We start from the raw sequence: 20,465 nt of genomic DNA on the forward strand, positions 1-20,465 counted from the left end.
GGTCTTTATTGAACTTTGTAATTGTATTCTATTTTCTTCACGATATTCCGGGCGGCATCTTTGACCAATACGAGTCTGCCCAAACCGTCATATTCATAAAAAGTTGTGAGGTTGTTTGCATCTGTCATGCTGGTGACTGCTGTTGCAGGATCATAAGTATAAGTGGTCATCTGCGCACCGACGGGATATAACCGGAGCTCGTCGATGAGGCCACTTCCCGATACAGAAAGCATGGTCCCGGTCAATTGAACCTGGTGTTCATAATGTGTCCATCCATTCAATGATCTCCCTGTCCTGGTAGTTACTGTGCCGCCACCGATCGAATAACTGCCATTTTTGCTCCAATAAGAGACAACATAGCGGGCCGAAGTTGGAAGATTGGTCTTGCTGATAGCGCCATTCGAAAGCTGGTAACAGCTCCTGCCGGTTAATGCGTCCGTGCTATTGCGGACAGTGTTGTTAATGGTCCAGTTTCCGGTTCCATCACCCTCGAAAGAGGTGAAGGCCACATCCCGGTTCAGGGCATTGACCACAGCAACGGGAAACTGCATGTTGTAATCCCAGATCACCGACTGGATCACATCATCTTTCTTTGCCTGCTCGGCGATAAATCCCTTCTCGCTATAGTGCCTGAAAATCACTGACTCTTTGAACAGCGATGGAGAGCGGTTAAAAGATGCAGCGTTGAATGCCGGCACGCTGGACGCTGGCACCGGCGTTGCGCTTTCAAAATCATCAATAGACGATTTCCTGATACCACTGCTAACCTCCTGATAGTTATTGATGCGCCCTCCGACCAGATACTCTGCAGTTCCTTTTGTCTTCCAGATTTCTTCGGAAACCGGCAACGCAAGCATATTTTCCTGGACCATACTTACGGCCACGGGAACTGTATACTCGTAAGGATAATGCAGGCGCTGCGTTGTTAATTCACCTTTACTGTTGCTGGTAGTGGTAGTTTTTAAGTTATAATGATCGTCACGCGTGTACAGTATTTCCGTTGTGAGTTTTTCGGTGCCACTGTATTCTGTAATCAGGGTTCGGGAAAGATCCTTCCTTCCGGTGTTAGGCACAAAACTGTTTCCCAGGAAATAAATGGGTCTTACCACCTGTTGCCAGAACAACCGCATGTCCAGGGGCGGCCCGCCAGGACAGGGAGCAAAATTTAGCTCATATTTAACAGGCACAAGACTGATAGACCGGAAATTATCATAACGCTGCGGTGAAGTATAATAGTTATCCTGAGTGATCACATAGTCATTGCGGGTAACCTTCAGCGTGTCTAAGTTTTTATCAAGGATGATCTCCTTTCTCAACTGCCCATAACCATAGTCGAGATAATCGGGGGGCGTATAAGGGAAATTGATCTGTTCGGGAAGCGGGCTCTCTACATAAGAATCAAAGTAGCGGATGATCATTCCATTAGATACGCCGTTATTCGTGAATTTCTCCACCACTCTTGAATAATTCACCGGGCTTCCGTTGATCATGGCGAGGGACTGAACAGCTGAGCTGGACCTTACAATGGCATTCGGTATACCGCCATTATCAAAATAAAGTTGTATTCCATCAGCTGACCATGAATCACACGTTAATCGGTCATCGTAATATACGCCATGGGTGTAAACAGGGTAAGTACCTAACCCACCCGCGGTCGATGTCCCATCTTCCTTCACATAATCATACAACCTGGACGTAACGGGAGTTGATTTTATTCCGTCATAGTCCCGGATAGCCTTAACACGCAAGCCTCCCACATAGGGACGGTAATCATTGATCACCGTCGAATCCGGGTTCTGTTCCCTGATCTCGGTCCATTCCAAAGAAACATAATCCTGGAAATTTGTTACGCCCTGGGTCTGAAGGTGGCAGGTATACGTACCCGGCGCAAGGTTCAGCAGCGAAAATTCGTGATAAACGCTGAGATCCTGGGTGAACGGGATCTGCTGTGTAGTGACAGGGGTATTCGAATTGTTTCTGATCTCTGCAATGAGCTTGCAATTATTCACATCGGCACAGGCGTAGCTTCCTGGATAAAAGCTGATAGAAAATTTCGTGTACGACCCGGGGTCGCCGTTAAAAGTAAAACTTTCACTTCCCGGGGTTGTATTGCTGCAAGCAATACTGAGCGACCCATTGACATGCGTATGCTTCAATGTGATATCACGCCTGAGCCGGAAATCATCCGCCACGTTGGCTTCCATTTCAAATTCAGTGTACCCGCCTGTAGGGTAGGTCATTCTGGACAGCGAACCGTATTTGACACGTTCTGTATGCACCTCACGGTTCCCACCAGGCAGCTCTCTATAGCTCGAGATCTTAAAGTATTCATGTGGTATTAATCCGCCGGGATTGTTGTTATAAAATCCCCAGTGGTCCTGCTGGAAACTTAACCGGTTGGGTAATGCCGCGGGCGATATACCAGACTCCGTGAAATAATCAAAGGTATAACCCCTGGATTCTTCTGCCCCGCTGAATGGCACTACTTTTGACAACGTCAACCGGTTTAAGGAATAGTTGTGGTGCAGATTATAGCCCCGGGTTGTAACGCCGTCGGTAATGGTGATTTGTTTTAAACGATATAATCCCATTCCCAAACCAGTCTGAGGCAGATCGGTTCGTTGTGTTTCATCATATATAAAATTCACGGTCACCTTATTCGGATAAATGATCTTCTTTACCCGTTTTCCCTCGATGTCTACCTCAGATCCGCCTCCTGACCTCGTTCCGGGGAAAGGAACTATTCCAATCGTCTCTGAAGCCGACAGGGACGGGATATATCGATATTTTTCCTGGTCGTATTGGATCTCAATACTGTCTGTAGAAAAAGGAGCGATCACCTTGGTCAGATACCAGGAAGAGACGAATGAATTAAAGACACCATACCCCATTGGGTTCCGGGTGATCTCCATTTCATCGAAAATATATTTTACGCCCTGCTCATCAGTGATAGTAAACTTTTTAAAATTAACAGAAGCTGACATAGGCGTGGCTCCCATTTCACTTTCTACCCTGATCTTGCTCGGGGTGAGCATCAGAAAATCTCCGTTTTTGCCAAACATGAATTTTCCGCTCTGCCCATTGAAGTTAAAATTGAAAACATCGTTCTGGGAATCGATCTCATTGACGTTCATTCGCAGATAAGTGGTGGCTCCATTATACCGGTTCCCCTCCGTCTCATCTGGTATAGAGGGCCTGTTTACAAAACCATAAACTGGTATTTCGTCGGCAATACCCCGTTGCGTACGGGTTATAACCCCTCCGGCATTCAGCGCAAACCCGATCCCCACGTTAGAGGCAACTTCGTCCACTTTAATGCCTCCAGCATGATAATCAAGGCTGATCGACATACCCAGCGTATTATCGGGGTTGCTATAGGAATAAATAGGGACACTTATTTGCGGAATACCAGTAGTGTATCCAACTGGTACATCACCAAATTTGCCAAGAGAGGCGGCATTCGGTGAAGGCGGTGTAAAATTATTAAGAGATGGGTTGGGATTGGCGTTGCCATTTTGTGCACACGCAGGGCCGGCCATCCAACAAAACTGACCTAGAAGAAAAGATAACCCAAAGATAACGGTTCTTTTTCGAATGACTGAGGCATTTACTGTGCTTATGAAGAAGCACCGCGAACGCGCAATTTGTTTCTGTTCCATAAAATATTGAAGACTAGTGGGACTTTATTTTATCGCATGATAGTTTTTATTTGTTTATCGACCTCTTCGGTGCTCATCCAACGCAAGGCCAGGATGCCAGAGCTTGGCAAAAATATTAGGGATGAAAGACAACTTGTGTCAATTTTGGATTGAATAGAAAGTTTCCACTCATGATAATCTTGCGAGGGCAACGTTATGGCTAAAGCAACAAAACTAGCTGATATAAAAAGCTTTAACAATACAACGCAGAAAAAAAAGCCACACTTTATCCTTCGGTGTGCTAAACAACGCCTGGCTTAATCGCGATAGGCAGGCAATAACTGTCTCAAATGTGCACGATGGGGCTGTAACGGCGCCTATTATTTTGATCCACGCTGATGAACAAATGGCTTTCATGCGTATACAATTGGCAACTGACAACTTTTTCAATACCGGAAAAACCTCTATTATGTTAGTGACGGCAAAACGGCGTGGAATTTGCCTTTACCAGATGGATGGCATTACCGATTGTGTTGAGCCTAATCATTGACAGAATAAATTAAGAATGAAAAACCCGTTATTAATTCTCTTGATAGTCATAAGTTGCGGTTGTCAGACTAAAAAAGCCGAGTCAATAAACCACCGCGATCAAAAACCTTGCTTTGATGCAAAAAGATTTGGACTTGAGCCTCTTTCCGGGAAAGGTGAATCGACGCACATTCGCATCTGGTATCGGCATTCTTTTTTAAACATTATTCCGATGATCTCCATGAGGCGCTCATCGAAGCAAGAATGGAGTGCTGAATTACTGGTAGTTACTGTCGGCCTTCGCAATGATAGTATGCTCGTAGAAGAAGTCAAACGAAAAAAGCTTACGTCGAAAACAAATTGGAAAAAGCTGCATAATAAACTGGATAGCCTTAAAATATACACCCTTCCAGATATGGATGCCATACCTGGCCTTGAAGATGGCTGGACAGATGGATCGAGTTATCACGTAGAGCTACAGCATAAAAATTCCTGCTATTCGTACCGGTATCACCTTCCGGAAAAATTTCAAAAGGAGTTCTGGCAAGCAAAACATATGGTTGAAATACTGCAGGAACTAGAACGAGCGTTTGGTATGCCTTGGCAATTGGAGGGATACGCAGCCGTAGAAAAATTTTGGGCGATGGTTAAAGATCCTTCCCTCGAACCTGAACGTCCGTGACATAGTCAAACAGCATAGCAAGTGATCCACTCCACTGGAATTAGAATCAACGACTTTTACATCCCACCATTTACCGTGGTCAAAGGGGACATTGTAATAATACAATTACCTAACGGCACATATTTCACAGAACTTTTTTTCAGACTGGTTGACATATTGACCGGAAAAGAGCAAAATAGCAATGTTCAGATTGAAGAAAGCTTTAGGTTCGCCAGGCCCATAATAGATGATAGATGGCGTCTAACTAGAATTCTTAAGCCACTAACCGTTCAGCGATACATCAAAATAGCAGTAAACCCGGCTGGCGAGCTCCCACAAAAGATTTACGAATTGATGGGAGCCGAACCAAGCCGCAAAATAAACACGCTTGCCGGAACCCCAAGAAAGCTATTGACGGTGGCCGCAACCTTTTCCTGGACAAACAACATTATCTTTGAGCTTACCGGAGTTGATCCGGTAGGTGGACAGAAAGTATATAACTTAGTTAAAAGTCACATCGGGAGTAACGGTGCTGCCATCCTGATCGATAGTTATGACGACTTTAAAGAAGATTGCACAAAATTTATAAAATCTAAAGCTGTCAATTCGGAATAAAATCAGCACCATTGGCGAAGGGGAAATTGTAAATTGAAAATAATGACGGATGAGGAAATTAAAGCCTACTTCGAGAAAGTCGGCGAAAACATTAAAACGTTTGGTTACCATCTGACTTACGTTTTTGGCAAAGACACGCCCTCCTTCTGTTATTCGACTGGCATTTAAAAATTTTAACATCCTGGAAATATTCAGATTCTTTTATGACTACGGCGAAAGATATTAGTACCGGAAAAGACAAGGTCATCAAATGGATCGGGTTTGATGCATGTAACGACAGCGATATCTTTGAGATTGACGATCTGCTCAAACCATCATTCGATTTCTGGGACAAACTCGAAACTCAATGTATGGCCGCTTGCTGTGGAATTGACGCCTACTCATTTTGGGAAGAAGACATAAGAAATGCAATCAAAGGGTGTGACAAGCCCCAACTAACCAGCACTCTCAAATACACCAAAGCAGAAATCCTACAATCAAACCGAACAGTGGTATCATCAAGCAGATTGAATAACCTTTTTCACAAACATGTTTTCATCCAACTCATAGACCATATTTTGAGGAGCATTGACGGCGATTAAATCGCCATAGCTAAGGCACCTTTATTTGTGAAGCCGAAGCCACCAAGCAATCTTCAAATCAGTTTATAGCGTTCCAACGCGTCCATCCAGATTAATTTTTTATTTAGCCCAATAGTTTTTGTCACGATTGCCCGGAGTACACTTTGGTCTATGATTTCATCATTAAAGATTTTTTTGAAAACCATGGAGTCCTCTTCGTCCAGCGGAATGGCCCCTTTCGCCAACGTACAACAACCGTATCCGTCAAAGGAAATTCTCTTTAAGCAAATCTGATCTTTTCCAACGTTGTCAAAATCCAAAAATACGCAACCGTCCAAATAACCTAAATAATAGTCAGCCGGTCGGGAAGCCGGCATTGTTGTAACAAAAAAATCTCGACCTGTCATAAGAGCATTGTATCTAAAGTTTGCATATAAGACGTACCCGCAGACCAAATTAATAATAAGTCGTCAAACGCTGCGGGCATGAACTATATGTTTCATCCATTCACCGGCCAAATCCAATCCGTTTCTTGCATTGCCCACACAGCTTTGGATCCACCCTATCAATAGTCTTAATCGTCTCCACCGCGTCCCTCATAACACACAGTTCCGATTCACAATGGTCCAATCCCAGGTTGTGCCCAAGCTCGTGTATGGCAACCTTCTTTAGTCTTTCAATGAACTTGCGCTGATCGGTATTTTTCAGTCGGTACGTGGATACAATACAACTTGGCCCTGGCCGATAGCCCAGCCCAAATACACCCCAATCGCTGTATTTGCTTTCGGGCTCCTTTATTCTGCCGAGGTAGTCCCACTTCGTTGTAGAGATGTCTTTATCGGTCAATGAAATGATGTAGTCTAATGAATCCGGCTTCTGCATCTTCATTATGGCTATGAGTTTGTCAGCGCGGTACCTGGGTGACTTAACATTGATGAAAGCTTCTTCGGGAAGCGGCTTATGATCCAGAACATACACCTTTGCCTCGTAAGCATTGGCCAGTGCATTCAGAACAGTGTCAGTCAATGATCTGTCAAAATTTTCGAATGGCTGGATTCCTACTTTAATCGTCTCGTCCGTTGAACAAGACCAAAGCGAGAGCAGTATGCATACTATCAAAGGCCTCATCCCTATGTTCAATAAATTTTTGGCTTGTGTATTCACCTTGAGCCAACAGTTGTTATCAGTAACCATCAGTTATGAACAGTAATTACCTTGCTTCAATTAAAAAGTATCCGGTATCAAGCTTCGGCTGAGTCGGTTTGCTCCAGGAAATTGATCAGTGTACAACATCCCTGTACAGAAGTATATACTGGACTATTGAAACTTCATTCCACAACTTGTCAGCTATCCGCAAAAACACCCGTACTTGCCGTCTCAACTAGCTATTTCAACTAATAAGTGCATTAAAATGCACTTTTTTCCAATAGTTAAGCCTATCGTCCTTATTTTGCGTAATAAGCGCATTTTAGTGCACTTTGCCGCGCACATATCGCCATTTGAAAGTGAATTTCAACAGGTACCTTCGACGAGCATCGTAAAAAAACTATCCACGAAACATTTGTAACCTTTTAGCCTTTGGTGGAACCTACCTTTTGCAATCCGGATTTTGCCATGACCGAACAAAAAAGACGGGAGAGATTTATGGTTTTATACGAGCCAGTTCACCTTCCATTCCAGCGATTTTGCCGGGCCAGGACCCGATCGGCAGAGGAGGCTAAGGACCTCATCTCGGAAACGGTTTTGAAAGCCTATGAAAAATTAGGAAACCTAAGAGATGAAAAGGCATTTCTATCTTTTTTGTTCGGGATTGCATCGAATATTCTAAAAAGGCAGTACAGAAGAGCAAAGTTCAAGGGTGCGTTTGACTGGCTTAAGGCTGAATCAATCAAGGACCCAAATGTAAATCCTGAAAGAGACATGGATGTCACCTTCCTGTATGAGGCTATCCAGAAGCTTCCTCCGGTTTACCAGGAGTCCGTTGTGCTTCATTTTATTTCCGGGTTCTCGTTACAGGAAGTCGCGGATATTCAGCGTTCAAGCCTCGCCGCTACAAAGGTGAGGGTGATGCGTGGAAAACTACGTTTAGCTAAGATGCTCGTTGCCAACCACGATCATGCGCTTAAAATGATAATGAGTTAGGTCCGCCAACCAAATCGCACTATTCGATGAAAAAACTTGAGGACTACTTTCAAAAAGCAAAAGACCAGGAACCCCTAATGAATATCGGAGAGGTAGAAAACCTGCTTTCAAAGTCTCATGCACCATTTGTTACCAGGGCTGAAGCCTTTCTTAACCTCTTTAGAAAGGAAAAAAAATTGTATCCATCCCTAATCGCTTTTACCATGTTAACATTCTTCATCATTTCTTTAGTCTTTTTGCAAGACACATTTAAACAACAAGCCGAGCAGGAGGTTTTTATACCAGAATCTCAAAAACGGATTACCCGCTTAGTCAATAACCTGTCAGAAAATTCAACACATCCTTCAATACAACTAAAGCCAATCGGAGGTAGTCAGGCAAAAGCAAATAAGCATATACCAACGCATTTAGGGTCCGCTTTTGAATTATCGGAAGAGAAGCTCAAGCTTCTAGGAATCACTTTTGATGTTGATCGGATCACTTATGAAGGGAATGTAAAAGGGTCAGGTTATGTTGCTTTTAACGTAGGCCCTGCCATAACTGGCAACGGAAAATCAGTAATAATTGACGACAACCAAAAGGCAGGCATACGAGAATATGACTTCTACCCTTGGTTTCTATCAGATGAAGTCGGCCACCAAACTGTACGGTATCGTTTCGATAATGAACCTGCTTTGAAAATGACGAATGCCTTTTTTTACAGTGCCATCGATGACCTGATCCCTATTCAGATACAGCGCGATGGTTTCAAAAAAGTAATTTTCTGGTTTTCGTCAACGCCGAAGTTGCTAAGCCTGCTCGAATCCGCTGCCAATGTTGATGCCGGGAACTCGCCCAGGCCGTATAAGGAAGGATTGGAGCAAAAAAAAGCCACCATAAACATCGAGCTGTATCCAACCATTACTACGGGTCGGGTAGAAGTGAAAACGGTAGTTTCGAAGGCACAAAAGCTCGAAATCTCTGTGCTGAGCTCCTCTGGTGAGGTAGTATTGATTCCGGTGGCACTCCAGTCCTTGAAAGAAGGTGATCACAATTTTTCCTTCGATTTATCAGGGTTTAATAACGGCCTCTATTTTGTAAGAATAAAATCAGCGCCAGGCCTGATCACGATACACAGGCTATTCAAGGAGTAACAATTAATCAGATTCTGTTCAATCGCCGAGACCCTATTCCTAAATTGAATTGCGCGATTGTCTAGCTGTCCAGCCGGTCCCTCGCGCTTCACCGCGGCGCGCGTGGACGGCGGAGCATAGGCACGATCGTGGGCGACGATCCAACCTGGATTTTTCCCATCTCCTCGAATCCGTGCCGTTGGTAGAAAGGAATGTTGCGCGGATTGCTGGATTCAAGATAGGCGGGCAATCGGTCGGCATCGCAGCGGGCGAGTGCGTGAGCCATAAGCTTGTCGCCGAGGCGCTGCCCCTGGCACGCGGGGTCGACCCCGATGAGCGGCAGATACCAATGCGGCTCGTGGGGATGGAAATTCGCCATCTTCTCGAAAACACCGGCGAAGTCCTGGTGGATAGAAGCAGGTGTCGTGCACTCGAATAAACTGGCAAGTGATTCCTCGTCGGAGGAAGCGCCCGGTGGTAGCCACAACGCCGCACCGGCAAGTCCATCCATCCCAAACGCAGTACCCAGGCCAAAAGACTTCCAGCTAAACGCCCGCGCAAGCAGAGGCATGTTGCGAAGATAGTCATCTGCACGGGGCCAGGACCAACGGGCAGCGGGATCGCTGGTAAAAGCGAGCACGATGGTAGCATACGCGGCCTCGGCAGACGTTTCATCGATGCTGTAAACGGCGCGAGCAGCACTTCCGGTTGCTTTGTGTTTATCGCTTCCGGTATCTTTTACTGAAACACCTGATTCTCTTTCTTTTTCATGATTTGTTTGAAGCGGCTCCAGTTTATGCATAATAATGTCTTTTGATAGGAAGGCATAAAATTAAAATGCCCGCAGATCCATTTTCCAATACTACAGCCGCTGAAATCCTCGTGTTATAAGGGTACGCGCTACCAAACAGATTATTTTTTTTTCGAGAGATGGTTAATGGATCGTCCAGTGTCTAGTTTTTTCCGGATCAGACACAGGACCAGACACCCCTGTGTATTCACCTTGAGTTAACAGTTCTTATCAGTAATCATCAATTCTGAACAGTAATCACCTTGTTTCAAGATAGCACATTAAGAAAACACCTGTAAAATATAACCACGCGGCAGAAAACACGATATGCATGACTGTCTCAAACCGCTTTCCCTGCCATGTCTTAGGTGAGTAGACCAGGAATTGAAGATCAACCTTGTAAGCCAGAATGCAAACAGCCCTAAAGAGATCACCCTTCCGAATGGATCATAAATGAGCTCATGCGAATAGCTCAAACAAAGTAACCCCATCAGCAATACGATGAATGCAATGAAGAACGTATGCACGTAAAGGATCTGGCGTGTAATGAGAGTCAAAGAAGTCAGTTCCTGCTCCCATTTAAAATATTTAGGAATGATAATGTGCATCAGGGCAAGCCCGATAAGAAGCGCGCCAACTATTTTAAGGTGTAGTTCCATCAAATTTTATCAAAATGAATATCGACACAAAGGGAGTGACATGAAATTTACTTTCAATAGTAAATCCTGCTTGTAAAAAATTGGCCTTCCATTCTTTTTGAGAGAAGAAATGCAAAAACCCGATATTGTAGGCCAGGAAGTTGGGCACATCACGCAAATGTTCGACAACAATACACGTCCCTCCGTCTTTGAGGGTTGCTGCCTGTGCTTTCAGAAATCCGATTCGCTCGGCCCGTGAACGGATTTCATGCAGGGCAAAAATATTGAAAATAAGATCTGCCGATTCATCCGCAGTGGGCAACCTGTCTGTCATCACCTTTCGCGTTCTGGGAAAAGATGGATAAGCCTTGCGGGCACGCTCGATCGAAATTTCCGTATGTTTATCAGGATCATAAAAATCATAAACATGAAGTGTGGCCTCATTGAAAATCTTCTGCAATGTGGCACTTGTCTCATCAAAACCCGCGTGAATATTGATAACCGTTTGAGGTTTCTTTAAAGTGACGCCTTTCAACCAGCTTAAATCATAAAGGTGAGAAAGATCATAGATATAATATGAGACGGAAAGGGAAACGGCTACCGACATCAGTATCCCTGCGGCCAACGAAATGATAATCCAGAACGAAATCTTATCGGCAAAAACACCGGTTGCCAGTAAAGCCAGTATGATCGCACCTGCAATCACATAGAAGTGCCAGTTAAATCGCACAATGTTAAGCACACCCTGATAGGGTTTTCTGACTACGGCTTCCATGGGTCTTTTCTTCCTTTCTTCCAGTAATAAGGAATATTACTGATTACAAACGCATTTGCAAGTACTGCACTTTTAAGCCCCAAGTCATCGATAAAACCTGTGCGGCCTTCGATGACTTCCACGGGTTGTGGTATCCATTCTTCCCTCACACCTTCAATGACCAGCACTTCTTTCTTATTCGGATTGTAGGTGAACGTAAAAGGCAATGGCCCTGCAAATCGTCTCGCTTCTTTCCAGTCCCTGAACGGAGAGTGTTCTGGCAGGCCAATCTCGTGACTGCTTTCTTTCACTTTTACAAAAAGATTTGACTTAGCAGACTGCACTGTGATGATTCCGTTTTGTCGTTCAAAGGCAATATCTGTTTTCTGATACTTGTAGTGCGTAAAAATGTTTCCCAGGAAAGTCATCTTCGGTTTATCGGTTTCGGATCTGATGATGTAAAGGCCCCGTAACCGCTTGCCATAACTGGTATGGTACTGAACAAAAATTCGATAGCCGGTGAGAACGAAGTCGTTTCCGATAAATTTTGGAAAGCCCTTGGGGCGAAGGTGCCTGGTTTTCACCATGGCGACCGCAATAAAGGCCCAGGTATCCTCAAAGGTATCCAACAACAGACACTCAGGAATAAACTTCTGCAGCTCTTCTTTCGGCACCGCATAAGTTAGCACCAAAGAGGTTTCAAAATGGCTCGCGACAGCAAATGGGTGGTCTTTCAGAAAATTAAGCATTCAATTCCTGCTTTATCTTTAGCTGCTTACTACCTGAAAGAATAAACTCATTCACATAAATGAGTCCAATGAACAAGGATGCAAATACAATGTTCATTCTTCCGAAAAGCAACAGATCGGGAACGAGAATAAACTCCATGATATTCATTGTGGCGACTACAGCTATTTGAAATAAGGAACAGAAGCGCCTTTGAATTCGGCTGACAATCCAGACCACCATTAAGATTTCAGCAACACCGATCGCTTTCGTAAAAAGCCAGGCATATTCTGCTCCCAGTATCCTCGATACTATTTCCTGATGCCTTGGCACCAGGGTCAGGACTTTACAGAGAAGCCCGTTAATAAACCAAACAAGGCAAATGAAAGTGGTTGCTATGATATAGAGTAGCTTTGTGAGGCCCACCTTGTGCAATTATTTGATGATATTTCTTGATTCGTTAAAAGTATCCATACATCATATCGACAAACGTTATTTGTACGCTAACTCATCGGCTGTCTTAAGGAGAGATAAAATATTTGGATCTATACTTTGCAAGTCCTCTGGCGCCATTTTCTTTACTACAGCCTCCGCTAAGTCCACCTTTGAAATAGGAGTACCTAAAAATTCAGCTAAAGGAGATCGAGATCCTCGAATTGTGTCCAAATAACCTTGGACTATGGACTCATATTCACTCTTAGTAAGTTTTACGCTGAAAATTTTGTTAATAATGGCAACAGGATAGTAGAATTCTATTGCAGGCATTTCAAGTAACACAAATCTACGTTTGTCACTATCATTAAAATACTCCCGCACGTCCTCAATTAGTTTACCATTACGATGCGGCCGATCAAACAATCCACAAAATTTGTCTTTATAAACTGGGATGTAGCTTTGTGTCTTAAGCATTTGCGCGATTGCTTCGGAGCCTATTGCAAGCTTATCAAATCCTTCCAAGTAATGAAAAACTAACCCCTCCGATTCAAATAGGTTGCTATGTTTACCGAGTTGATAAATGCCGTTCAAGAATATTTGATCACTCCGCCCCTCAACGATTACGACATTACTTGGAAAAAAGAGATCGTTCGGATTGCTACCAAGCAACTTGTATGTTGAGTTTTGCAGTTCCTCTATATTGGCTAGCTGCGTGACATGGACAACACCTTCATTCTTCGTAATCGAAAAATTATTGGTTACATCGGCGCGATCAAGAAAGAGATGAGAATGAGTGGCTAATATAACGCGCTTAAGTGGAAAACCATTAACACCCTCAGTCGCATTCTTTATTGCCCGGAATACCATTTTTTGCATCCGGGGCTCAAGTCCAAACTCTGGCTCGTCGACTGCTAATAGCTCAACTTGTGGATTGAATAGCTGAGTTATTATAGGAAGAACGGCACGCACGCCAGTTCCTTGATCGAGTGGATGCCTTTGATTCACCCTCGCTCGAACACCAGTGACGTATTTGCCAGTTTTTTGCTCTTCAAATTCCCAGCGTTCGAAATGTGTGTTAATCCATGTAAAGACTTTAGACCGCGTTTCTTCGTCCTGCAGCGCGAGTTCCTCCATCCAGTCAAATATCTCATTCTGACCTAATGAATTCTCAATTCTACGTCTTCTGTTCTCGGCCTGCTTTGATTGTTTGTCGTTTTCGGAGAGTGCATCTATTTCGAAGTCGAACTCCGAAGCAGAATGAATTCTATTCAGACCAAGATAATCCATAGAAGAATAATGTTTATCATGGTATGCGTTGCATGCTGCTACCAATACTGAAGTTTTACCACAATTATTGCCACCAAAAAAGACAGCCAATTTCTCAATAGTAATTGAAGTCCTTCGATTTGAAAGGGCCTTTATGTCCTTCAAATCAAGCGTTAATGGCACTAACCCTGGAGTAACGTCCATATCTATTTCAAAATCTGTAAAATCTGACCATCCAAAAATTTGAAAAGTTTTTGACCATCCTAGATCAACTTCAGTCGCAGAAAAACAATTACCAGAGAAAATCTGAACTTGAATTTTACCGAATGGCTTCGATTCTATCTTTAGTTGGACCTCTGCCTGTTCCAGGTATTCATTACAAGTATATAATGTGTCATCAACACCCTGAATATTGTATTGTTGAAGTTGTATTGAGTTTGGATTTTGCCACGAGCCATCGGGTCGAACTCCAACACATACCTCTATGTGTTTAATTTCCGAATTGTTATAGCGATGTGTTGTGGACCAGCCACTCCCTCTAATATCATTTGAAAATCTCAACCCAATTCGCCAAAATTCACACTTAGGTCTAATCAGGATGGTATAAGCATACCCCTCTATTTGAAATATCTTAGGATGAGGCACATCATTCACCTCATTCCGATTGGAATTTTTGAAAAGGAAAGGTATTATCATAAAATGATTTAGAGGTTAAAGGCCAATAACGCTCAGTGTCGCTATCATAAGCATTTTTACTCTTAAAGTTCTAGGATTAAATTTCGCTGGAATTTTCCATTTTCTCCATACTCAACATATCCAAGCTGATTGGTCGTCAGGGTAGTCTTTCCAATCCTAAAATCCGGCACCACTTCATGACTATGCCCATATATCCAGTAGTCGACATTTGATGCCTCGATCAGATCAAACAGCTCCGTAGCAAACGCACTGTTCAATTCACTATACCGGTATTTCTCAGCATAATTATAGAATGTTGGAATATGATGCGTAACCACAATTGTTTTCTTTCCGTCCGCTATAGGCAGTTGACTTTTGATAAAGGCTAATGCCTCATCATAAAGCGCATTGTAGTCATCCACATTGATCTTGTTACCGTTCTTCCTGATCAGGTGAAAATCAGCCATCGTCTTTTTAATAACCCATTCCTTCGTCAGATCAAGCTTTGACCACAATGTTGAAAAGATAAGCCGAACGTCTTTGTGTTGTACTATGCTGTTATTGATCAACGACACATTGCTTCTGATCTTTTCATCAAAGGCACCGGTTCTTTCGGTGAGATCAGAACGATAATATTCATGATTACCAGGAATCCAGTAGGTGTGCTCGAAGCTGCCCGAGAGAAAATCAAGGAAGTCTTTTTCTTTTTCGATCTCAGTAAACGGCACAATGTCGCCTGCCAGCAAAAGGATCTCACCTTTGGGCTTAATTGGGTTTGCCTTCAGGTAGCGTTTGTTTGTGGGAAATTCCAAATGCAGGTCGGAGCAATACTGGATTAGCATACCTATTTTTCAATGATCCGCTTGATCTTATCCTGAATTACTTTCAGCCGAACCTTCCGTATGAGTGGCGGCAAATGACAAGAAATAATCTCAGTACGATTGCCGTTGTCCCAGATGGCCTGATATTCCCCTCTTAAATAATTCTTTACATCTGCATCCGCTTCACTAATCTGCTCAACTATGGCTCTGGCATTATCAGTTAAGTAGATGATGTCTTCGAAGTCGTGACTTGTAACATAGTTTCCTTTCCCTCGGCCATGGAAAGCAGAAAATTTCGTAGCAATAAAATAAGGAAGCGGTAGTATATTGATATCCGGGCCATCTGGCAATGAATAAGCTTTGACCTTTTGTAATCCTGGCCTATACCATGGGTTTGAAAAGCCAATCACCTTCTCATCGTCAGGCATGATATCTACAGTTACATCCTCATAAGTAAAACGACATATCACTTTTGAATGCTGATCTGGTGAAAATCCCAATGCGGCAAGGTCTTCCTGAAGCTTTGCCCAGGCTCCGTAGCTCTCCAGCGTTAAACTCAGATCGATATCCTTGGTTGGGCGCACGTCATCGGCTGCAGGATCATCTGCATAAATGCTGATCATTGCCCCGCCTACAAAAGCCATTTTGGGTCTAAGGTGTTTCAAGGCCATTGCAATCTTTTTGACTATGCCTATGTTGACCGTTTTATTTTCCATCGCCCAATATCAATCGTTCAATTTCCTGTTTGGCGAGCGCTTGTTCCCGGGCTTTACCAACGCGCATTGCATCTACTAACGCCAGCAATTGATACAAATCATCATCTACACGACAAGGCTGCACGAGTGTCGGATACAATGGCTCTACAGCCTGACCTTTATCCTGCCCATAAGCATCAGGCCATACATAGATGGTGTCGGAAGAGATCATCTTATCCAGGGGCGGTGCACTGTGAGCAGTTTTCACTCCCCTTGTGATTGCACCCGGTTTCTGTGGGAAAACATATTTGAGTCCATGGATCAGGAATTCGACAAGAGCAAGCCGGTTGACGGTTTTTTTGGATTCATCGATCAGGCCGGCTTCCATTGACCTGTTTAAAGATTCACTAACCTCCGATTGACTGATACCGAGGTGAAAAGCCAGGTTTTTCATTTGCCATTCCTCGTTTCTTCTATTATAAGCAATGATTTTCAGGAGGATCGGAATATCCTGAGGCCTCATTCCTGTGTGTTTTTTCATAAATAACCGGCTATAATTCTCAATTCGCGATTCGCGAATCGCGATATGCAAATTTGCGAAATGAGCCTCTGAAATCAAAATTTGTGGATTTTGAGGCCCGAAAACGAGGTTATTGCTTTATAATGGACCGAATTCTTGTTGCATTCTGAGCTCACTGGCGGATCAAACATCTGTATAGCCCAGGCCGATTAAAATCATCTGTATAGCCCTATCCGGATTAGGAAAAAACTGTATAGTTTTTTCCGGATCAGACACGGGATTAGGGAATCACAAATAATCATCAATAATCATCAATTTTCAGTCCGCTTCAATTTCCCCCACAATCCTAAAACCTTTGTAAAACCATCCCACAGTCCGCATCATGAAGCTTTCGCTGAAAATGTAGACCTGCAAATAAACCAGTATGCGAAAAAATCAAAGGATAATCGGATGCACACCGACTATTCTTTTTAGAATCTTACAGGTTTCAGGGGAATTAGTGGTTAGCAGCCTGCCTCAATTCCTCCAACTGCCCCTCAACAAACTTTATCTCCGCCAGAAATTGCTCAAGAGATTTTTCAGGCACCTCTTTCACCAGTTCAGTGGTAGTTCGTTTTATCAGGTAAAGCTGCTTTTTCAGTTCTTCGGTATAGATTACTTTTTCTTCCATAACATTTCATTTAAGTCATCTGAATCCGTACATCGATCACGCTAAGCCGTTTCTTTGATGTATCATATATCACTTTCTGCCAGCGCGAAACAACAACCTGCCGATCACCCGCAGATACAACCACCTGGTTATCGTGCACGGTTACTTCAATTGTCTCCGGCGTCTTCGTCAAGGAGAAACTTGCTCCTGAAGTCACTACAATGACTTCATCGTAGATCACACCAAGCTGATAGCCATCCGGAACTTCAAAGCTCCCCTGCCCTATCAATGTGACATCCATATCCCTTCCATTGAAGTTCTCCGGATGGATCAGCTTGCTGCCTTTCTTAAGAGTGGCTTTGACTCGGCCATCAAGCACTACATCACTGTCTTCTAATGCCCGAATCCATTTTGTCTTCACTTCCATCCCAGGGATGACATCCTTTTGAAGGATGTCATCCCTAAAAGACGCTGGCGACAGCATAGCGATCATTAACAACGCTATTGAACCGAGTTTCATAAAGTGGTTTTGCCATGCGACATCACCTCCTTCACCGTTACCTCATAATAATTACACAGGCGTGCTATCAGCTGCACTTCCCAGTTGAATTTCCCTTGCTCGATCAGGTCTAGCTGCTCGTGCGGGATCGCGACAGCTTCTGCAACGGTGTGTATATCTCGCTTCTGAGCTTCCCGTACGTGACGCAGGCCGCTGCCTACGTTTTGCATGAATTTTTCAAAACCTTGGTCAGGTGCAATGCCAATGTTCATAGTATTGTGTTTAGAGTTATTGAGTAATTCGTTCAAAAAAGGAAATAGCTTTCCTGCGAGGCCGTTTTGCTTCGTTGTGACAATCCAATAAAGAAGAGTTAATCATGCACCGGCATGCAAAACGAGCAGTGCCGGGCATGAAAACCAGGTGGGCTCCAGGAATGACGTTGTTAGCCTGGTGGGCTGTTGCAGAATAAAGAGATGTGTTTTTCGCAGCTCATTTTTGTACGTTTTAATAGTACATGAAATATGAGCGTCGCTGGGGGTAAGATGGGAACCAAAAAGATGGCGTGGTGCCCAACTTACCGCCTGGAGGTACTGGTATACCCGGAAACGAATAAGTGAGCCCACGCCAATAGCGTGAGCATTTCACTTATTGCCTCGCTTCCGTTGAAAATTACCAGTTTTCCAGGCGAGACGCTAAGTGCGAATGCTTAAGGATTCGCAAAATAATATTTAAATACTGCCGGTCAGGCAGTACCTATTGTCTTTATAATAAAACAAATATAAGCATAAAACAGAACACCTAATTATAGTTAGGTAAATAATTTACATTATTCGCATTTCTTTCTCCCAACAATGGGAGCAAAAGAGCAGATAAAGGAAGTCATAATATCCAGGCTGGACCTCTATATCATTAATAGAGTAAAGGAGCTGCGGGAGAAGAAAAATATCTCACAGGATAACTTATCTGTTCGAATGGGCTTCTCGGAAAAATTTGTTGGCAGTGTTGAAAACCCAACGCTTGGAGCGAAATACAATATTCGTCATTTAAATCTCCTGGCCAAGTCGCTGGATTGCACGCTCTGGGATCTGCTGCCCAAAGAGCCCTTTGATGATGATCTGGTCAAGGTGAAGATTAAAAGATCAAAAGGAATCAATAAGGATGGCAGCAAGTCGAAAAGAACACAGATCGAGATTGTTGATATCCAGCCTTTAAAACGAAATGTCTAATAAGACAACCAACTTTCTTAAGGCCAAGAACATTCTAAGAAATTGGCCTGGGTATTTGTTAATAGGGGATTATGATTTCCGGTAGCTTTCAATATCAGAATTAGCTACTTCAATTCTTTTTAGGTTACGCTCCTCAAGTAGAACACCAAATTGCTTTCGGTTCAGTACGGGATCTGGGCAATTTGGTCCAAGTATTATTTTATACAATTGAAGAGGGAAGTGTCTTGAGTTTAGCTCAAAAAACACATACCTACTTAATACTTTGTCAGGGTGCGTAAGAACCCACCCCATTTCTTTCGGAGGATATTTGTTATTATCCAAGTATAGCAACCTAATTTCCTTCTCACTTTCATAATCGTGGCTCTTAAAGAAATGTTTCCATGTGTCTAAAAAAAGAAACCTAAACCTTACTTTAAATTTTGCATGCAAATTATCAATGATCTTTCTCAGTATGGTTAGCTCCGGATGATCATTTCGGGAACGTCCATACGAAACCTCACGAATCAACATATGCTGATCTTGCACTCCGTTAACGACATTAAAGCAAAGACACGTTCCGCGGCTATCTTCCCCATAAAGGCGATACATTGTAAGATCGTCCTCTTTCTGCTGTGTTGTACAAGAAGAAATGAAGCTTAAATTCAGACGCTGCATCTCCTTTAATGACATTTTATCCAGCGGCTTATAATAAATGCCCAGATACTTATCAGCATAGTCAATTTCACCTCTATCGTTCATGGCCATGTTCGATCCCATTCTGAAGGTCTTTTTATTAATCATCTGAAACGTCGCTTCGAGTGTCGTGTACCTGCACACAACTTGGCTTGTTACAGGTTTTAAGAGGTGGCTAAACAAACGATTCTCAAAGTTCTGCAATCCCAATTCTCTATTGTCCTTAAAGCTAAAAAAACGACCATCTTTATTATACTCAATAAAATCACTCCACGCACCGCTTTGAAGTAAAGGCTTAAGATCAATGTCTTTATCGCCGAACAAAATTTCATTTATCTCATTTTCAATGGACAAAATTGTATCGTCAATTTTCCTTCCTTGATCCCTCTCATCACGGAAAAGATTATAAACGAAATCAAACGACCGATATTCAGAAATCTTAGTAGAGGTTTCGTAAAGAAGCAGGCCTTCTAAATCCGTAGCTATTATCCAATCAACACCAATTTCTGCCAACTCTACATACATGGATAAGGCATTTTCAAGTTGCAAACGTTCGCCCTTGATCTCAACAATTACGAAAGGGAAACCTCCTTTTAAAATCAAAAAGTCAGGAATTCTTCTTCTTTTGGTACCCTCTAATGAGAGCTCCTGAAGACGGGGCTGATACTCTATTGTGTACTTTTCATCCAATTGGTTCGCTTCTAAGTACACTGTGATACGTCTGTAAAATTCTGCTTCTAAGACACTGCTGAACTCCATGGCAATGGTTGTTTTTGATGCACACGCGAAACCGGAAAAACGTTATGAATATTAATTGATTATTGATGATTTACTAGACAGTTT

At 43.1% G+C, this 20,465-nt stretch carries 22 protein-coding genes; 6 read left to right on the forward strand and 16 right to left on the reverse strand.

The window, feature by feature from the left end:
• Window positions 1-5: 5 nt before the first annotated feature.
• Complete coding sequence (locus KK083_RS04130) at window positions 6-3,350, reverse strand: RHS repeat domain-containing protein (protein WP_254160979.1); 3,345 nt, start codon at window positions 3,348-3,350, stop codon at window positions 6-8.
• Between the two features lie 853 nt (window positions 3,351-4,203).
• Between KK083_RS04130 and KK083_RS04135 the strand changes: the two genes are divergently transcribed.
• The 3 genes from KK083_RS04135 (at window position 4,204) to KK083_RS04145 (ending at window position 6,023) form a co-directional block, all read left to right on the forward strand.
• Window positions 4,204-4,848 carry a hypothetical protein gene (locus KK083_RS04135; protein ID WP_254160982.1) on the forward strand — a complete coding sequence of 215 codons (645 nt, stop codon included), beginning with the start codon at window positions 4,204-4,206 and terminating at the stop codon, window positions 4,846-4,848.
• Between the two features lie 21 nt (window positions 4,849-4,869).
• Window positions 4,870-5,442: a hypothetical protein gene (locus KK083_RS04140; RefSeq protein ID WP_254160984.1), complete on the forward strand. Its 573-nt coding sequence runs from the start codon at window positions 4,870-4,872 to the stop codon at window positions 5,440-5,442.
• Window positions 5,443-5,645: 203 nt separating this feature from the next.
• A complete protein-coding gene (locus KK083_RS04145) occupies window positions 5,646-6,023 on the forward strand; it encodes a DUF6331 family protein (RefSeq protein WP_254160986.1) in 378 nt (125 codons plus the stop codon).
• A gap of 53 nt (window positions 6,024-6,076) precedes the next feature.
• Here the strand turns inward: KK083_RS04145 and KK083_RS04150 are convergent, their stop codons facing one another.
• Together KK083_RS04150 and KK083_RS04155 are read right to left on the reverse strand one after the other, a co-directional pair.
• On the reverse strand, window positions 6,077-6,409 hold the full coding sequence (locus KK083_RS04150) for a hypothetical protein (RefSeq protein WP_254160988.1): 333 nt from the start codon (window positions 6,407-6,409) through the stop codon (window positions 6,077-6,079).
• 100 nt (window positions 6,410-6,509) lie between these two features.
• Window positions 6,510-7,130: a matrixin family metalloprotease gene (locus tag KK083_RS04155; protein ID WP_254160990.1), complete on the reverse strand. Its 621-nt coding sequence runs from the start codon at window positions 7,128-7,130 to the stop codon at window positions 6,510-6,512.
• A 486-nt stretch (window positions 7,131-7,616) separates the two neighbouring features.
• Here KK083_RS04155 and KK083_RS04160 point away from each other — a divergent pair, with 486 nt between their 5' ends.
• On the forward strand, window positions 7,617-8,144 hold the full coding sequence (locus KK083_RS04160; RefSeq protein WP_254160992.1) for an RNA polymerase sigma factor: 528 nt from the start codon (window positions 7,617-7,619) through the stop codon (window positions 8,142-8,144).
• Between the two features lie 26 nt (window positions 8,145-8,170).
• A complete protein-coding gene (locus tag KK083_RS04165; RefSeq protein WP_254160994.1) occupies window positions 8,171-9,277 on the forward strand; it encodes a T9SS type A sorting domain-containing protein in 1,107 nt (368 codons plus the stop codon).
• Between the two features lie 88 nt (window positions 9,278-9,365).
• Here the strand turns inward: KK083_RS04165 and KK083_RS04170 are convergent, their stop codons facing one another.
• From KK083_RS04170 to KK083_RS04225, 12 genes are all read right to left on the reverse strand, one after another.
• The gene (locus KK083_RS04170; RefSeq protein WP_254160996.1) at window positions 9,366-10,058 is read right to left on the reverse strand and encodes a GNAT family N-acetyltransferase; all 693 of its coding nucleotides are present in this window, start codon (window positions 10,056-10,058) and stop codon (window positions 9,366-9,368) included.
• A 269-nt stretch (window positions 10,059-10,327) separates the two neighbouring features.
• Window positions 10,328-10,705 (reverse strand): hypothetical protein, encoded by a 378-nt coding sequence (locus KK083_RS04175; protein ID WP_254160998.1) that lies wholly within the window; start codon window positions 10,703-10,705, stop codon window positions 10,328-10,330.
• Window positions 10,689-11,459, reverse strand: a complete 771-nt coding sequence (locus tag KK083_RS04180; RefSeq protein WP_254161000.1) for a class I SAM-dependent methyltransferase — start codon at window positions 11,457-11,459, stop codon at window positions 10,689-10,691. The genes KK083_RS04175 and KK083_RS04180 overlap by 17 nt, the downstream gene beginning before the upstream one ends.
• Complete coding sequence (locus tag KK083_RS04185; protein WP_254161002.1) at window positions 11,447-12,187, reverse strand: DUF2071 domain-containing protein; 741 nt, start codon at window positions 12,185-12,187, stop codon at window positions 11,447-11,449. The genes KK083_RS04180 and KK083_RS04185 overlap by 13 nt, the downstream gene beginning before the upstream one ends.
• Window positions 12,180-12,590, reverse strand: a complete 411-nt coding sequence (locus KK083_RS04190) for a DoxX-like family protein (protein WP_254161004.1) — start codon at window positions 12,588-12,590, stop codon at window positions 12,180-12,182. The genes KK083_RS04185 and KK083_RS04190 overlap by 8 nt, the downstream gene beginning before the upstream one ends.
• Window positions 12,591-12,656: 66 nt before the next feature.
• On the reverse strand, window positions 12,657-14,561 hold the full coding sequence (locus KK083_RS04195; RefSeq protein ID WP_254161006.1) for an AAA family ATPase: 1,905 nt from the start codon (window positions 14,559-14,561) through the stop codon (window positions 12,657-12,659).
• A 62-nt stretch (window positions 14,562-14,623) separates the two neighbouring features.
• Entirely contained in the window at window positions 14,624-15,382 is a 759-nt protein-coding gene (locus KK083_RS04200) for a metallophosphoesterase (RefSeq protein WP_254161008.1), read from the reverse strand.
• A 2-nt stretch (window positions 15,383-15,384) separates the two neighbouring features.
• The gene (locus tag KK083_RS04205) at window positions 15,385-16,077 is read right to left on the reverse strand and encodes a nucleotidyl transferase AbiEii/AbiGii toxin family protein (protein ID WP_254161010.1); all 693 of its coding nucleotides are present in this window, start codon (window positions 16,075-16,077) and stop codon (window positions 15,385-15,387) included.
• Complete coding sequence (locus KK083_RS04210; RefSeq protein WP_254161012.1) at window positions 16,067-16,597, reverse strand: helix-turn-helix domain-containing protein; 531 nt, start codon at window positions 16,595-16,597, stop codon at window positions 16,067-16,069. Before KK083_RS04210 ends, KK083_RS04205 begins: the two co-directional genes overlap by 11 nt.
• A gap of 475 nt (window positions 16,598-17,072) precedes the next feature.
• Window positions 17,073-17,246 carry a hypothetical protein gene (locus KK083_RS04215; RefSeq protein ID WP_254161014.1) on the reverse strand — a complete coding sequence of 58 codons (174 nt, stop codon included), beginning with the start codon at window positions 17,244-17,246 and terminating at the stop codon, window positions 17,073-17,075.
• Between the two features lie 10 nt (window positions 17,247-17,256).
• Complete coding sequence (locus KK083_RS04220; protein WP_254161016.1) at window positions 17,257-17,745, reverse strand: hypothetical protein; 489 nt, start codon at window positions 17,743-17,745, stop codon at window positions 17,257-17,259.
• Window positions 17,742-17,996 (reverse strand): helix-turn-helix domain-containing protein, encoded by a 255-nt coding sequence (locus tag KK083_RS04225; RefSeq protein ID WP_254161018.1) that lies wholly within the window; start codon window positions 17,994-17,996, stop codon window positions 17,742-17,744. Before KK083_RS04225 ends, KK083_RS04220 begins: the two co-directional genes overlap by 4 nt.
• 579 nt (window positions 17,997-18,575) lie before the next feature.
• On the opposite strand from KK083_RS04225, the gene KK083_RS04230 reads away from it, so the two are divergent.
• Entirely contained in the window at window positions 18,576-18,950 is a 375-nt protein-coding gene (locus KK083_RS04230) for a helix-turn-helix domain-containing protein (RefSeq protein WP_254161020.1), read from the forward strand.
• Window positions 18,951-19,019: 69 nt separating this feature from the next.
• Here KK083_RS04230 and KK083_RS04235 read toward each other — a convergent pair whose 3' ends face one another.
• On the reverse strand, window positions 19,020-20,381 hold the full coding sequence (locus tag KK083_RS04235) for a DUF2971 domain-containing protein (RefSeq protein ID WP_254161022.1): 1,362 nt from the start codon (window positions 20,379-20,381) through the stop codon (window positions 19,020-19,022).
• Window positions 20,382-20,465 lie beyond the last annotated feature (84 nt).

This window comes from Chryseosolibacter histidinae (assembly GCF_018598225.1).
GTDB lineage: Bacteria > Bacteroidota > Bacteroidia > Cytophagales > Cyclobacteriaceae > Chryseosolibacter > Chryseosolibacter histidini.

Excerpts from the sequence above, each read along its gene's own strand:
- KK083_RS04175 (WP_254160998.1), bottom strand. The coding sequence starts at position 10,705 with ATGGAACTACACCTTAAAATAGTTGGCGCGCTTCTTATCGGGCTTGCC.
- KK083_RS04155 (WP_254160990.1), bottom strand. The coding sequence starts at position 7,130 with ATGAGGCCTTTGATAGTATGCATACTGCTCTCGCTTTGGTCTTGTTCA.
- KK083_RS04130 (WP_254160979.1), bottom strand. The coding sequence starts at position 3,350 with ATGTCGATCAGCCTTGATTATCATGCTGGAGGCATTAAAGTGGACGAA.
- KK083_RS04235 (WP_254161022.1), bottom strand. The coding sequence starts at position 20,381 with ATGGAGTTCAGCAGTGTCTTAGAAGCAGAATTTTACAGACGTATCACA.
- KK083_RS04210 (WP_254161012.1), bottom strand. The coding sequence starts at position 16,597 with ATGAAAAAACACACAGGAATGAGGCCTCAGGATATTCCGATCCTCCTG.
- KK083_RS04145 (WP_254160986.1), top strand. The coding sequence starts at position 5,646 with ATGACTACGGCGAAAGATATTAGTACCGGAAAAGACAAGGTCATCAAA.
- KK083_RS04185 (WP_254161002.1), bottom strand. The coding sequence starts at position 12,187 with ATGCTTAATTTTCTGAAAGACCACCCATTTGCTGTCGCGAGCCATTTT.
- KK083_RS04215 (WP_254161014.1), bottom strand. The coding sequence starts at position 17,246 with ATGGAAGAAAAAGTAATCTATACCGAAGAACTGAAAAAGCAGCTTTAC.
- KK083_RS04135 (WP_254160982.1), top strand. The coding sequence starts at position 4,204 with ATGAAAAACCCGTTATTAATTCTCTTGATAGTCATAAGTTGCGGTTGT.
- KK083_RS04170 (WP_254160996.1), bottom strand. The coding sequence starts at position 10,058 with ATGCATAAACTGGAGCCGCTTCAAACAAATCATGAAAAAGAAAGAGAA.
- KK083_RS04220 (WP_254161016.1), bottom strand. The coding sequence starts at position 17,745 with ATGAAACTCGGTTCAATAGCGTTGTTAATGATCGCTATGCTGTCGCCA.
- KK083_RS04205 (WP_254161010.1), bottom strand. The coding sequence starts at position 16,077 with ATGGAAAATAAAACGGTCAACATAGGCATAGTCAAAAAGATTGCAATG.
- KK083_RS04180 (WP_254161000.1), bottom strand. The coding sequence starts at position 11,459 with ATGGAAGCCGTAGTCAGAAAACCCTATCAGGGTGTGCTTAACATTGTG.
- KK083_RS04160 (WP_254160992.1), top strand. The coding sequence starts at position 7,617 with ATGACCGAACAAAAAAGACGGGAGAGATTTATGGTTTTATACGAGCCA.
- KK083_RS04200 (WP_254161008.1), bottom strand. The coding sequence starts at position 15,382 with ATGCTAATCCAGTATTGCTCCGACCTGCATTTGGAATTTCCCACAAAC.
- KK083_RS04195 (WP_254161006.1), bottom strand. The coding sequence starts at position 14,561 with ATGATAATACCTTTCCTTTTCAAAAATTCCAATCGGAATGAGGTGAAT.
- KK083_RS04165 (WP_254160994.1), top strand. The coding sequence starts at position 8,171 with ATGAAAAAACTTGAGGACTACTTTCAAAAAGCAAAAGACCAGGAACCC.
- KK083_RS04225 (WP_254161018.1), bottom strand. The coding sequence starts at position 17,996 with ATGAACATTGGCATTGCACCTGACCAAGGTTTTGAAAAATTCATGCAA.
- KK083_RS04230 (WP_254161020.1), top strand. The coding sequence starts at position 18,576 with ATGGGAGCAAAAGAGCAGATAAAGGAAGTCATAATATCCAGGCTGGAC.
- KK083_RS04150 (WP_254160988.1), bottom strand. The coding sequence starts at position 6,409 with ATGACAGGTCGAGATTTTTTTGTTACAACAATGCCGGCTTCCCGACCG.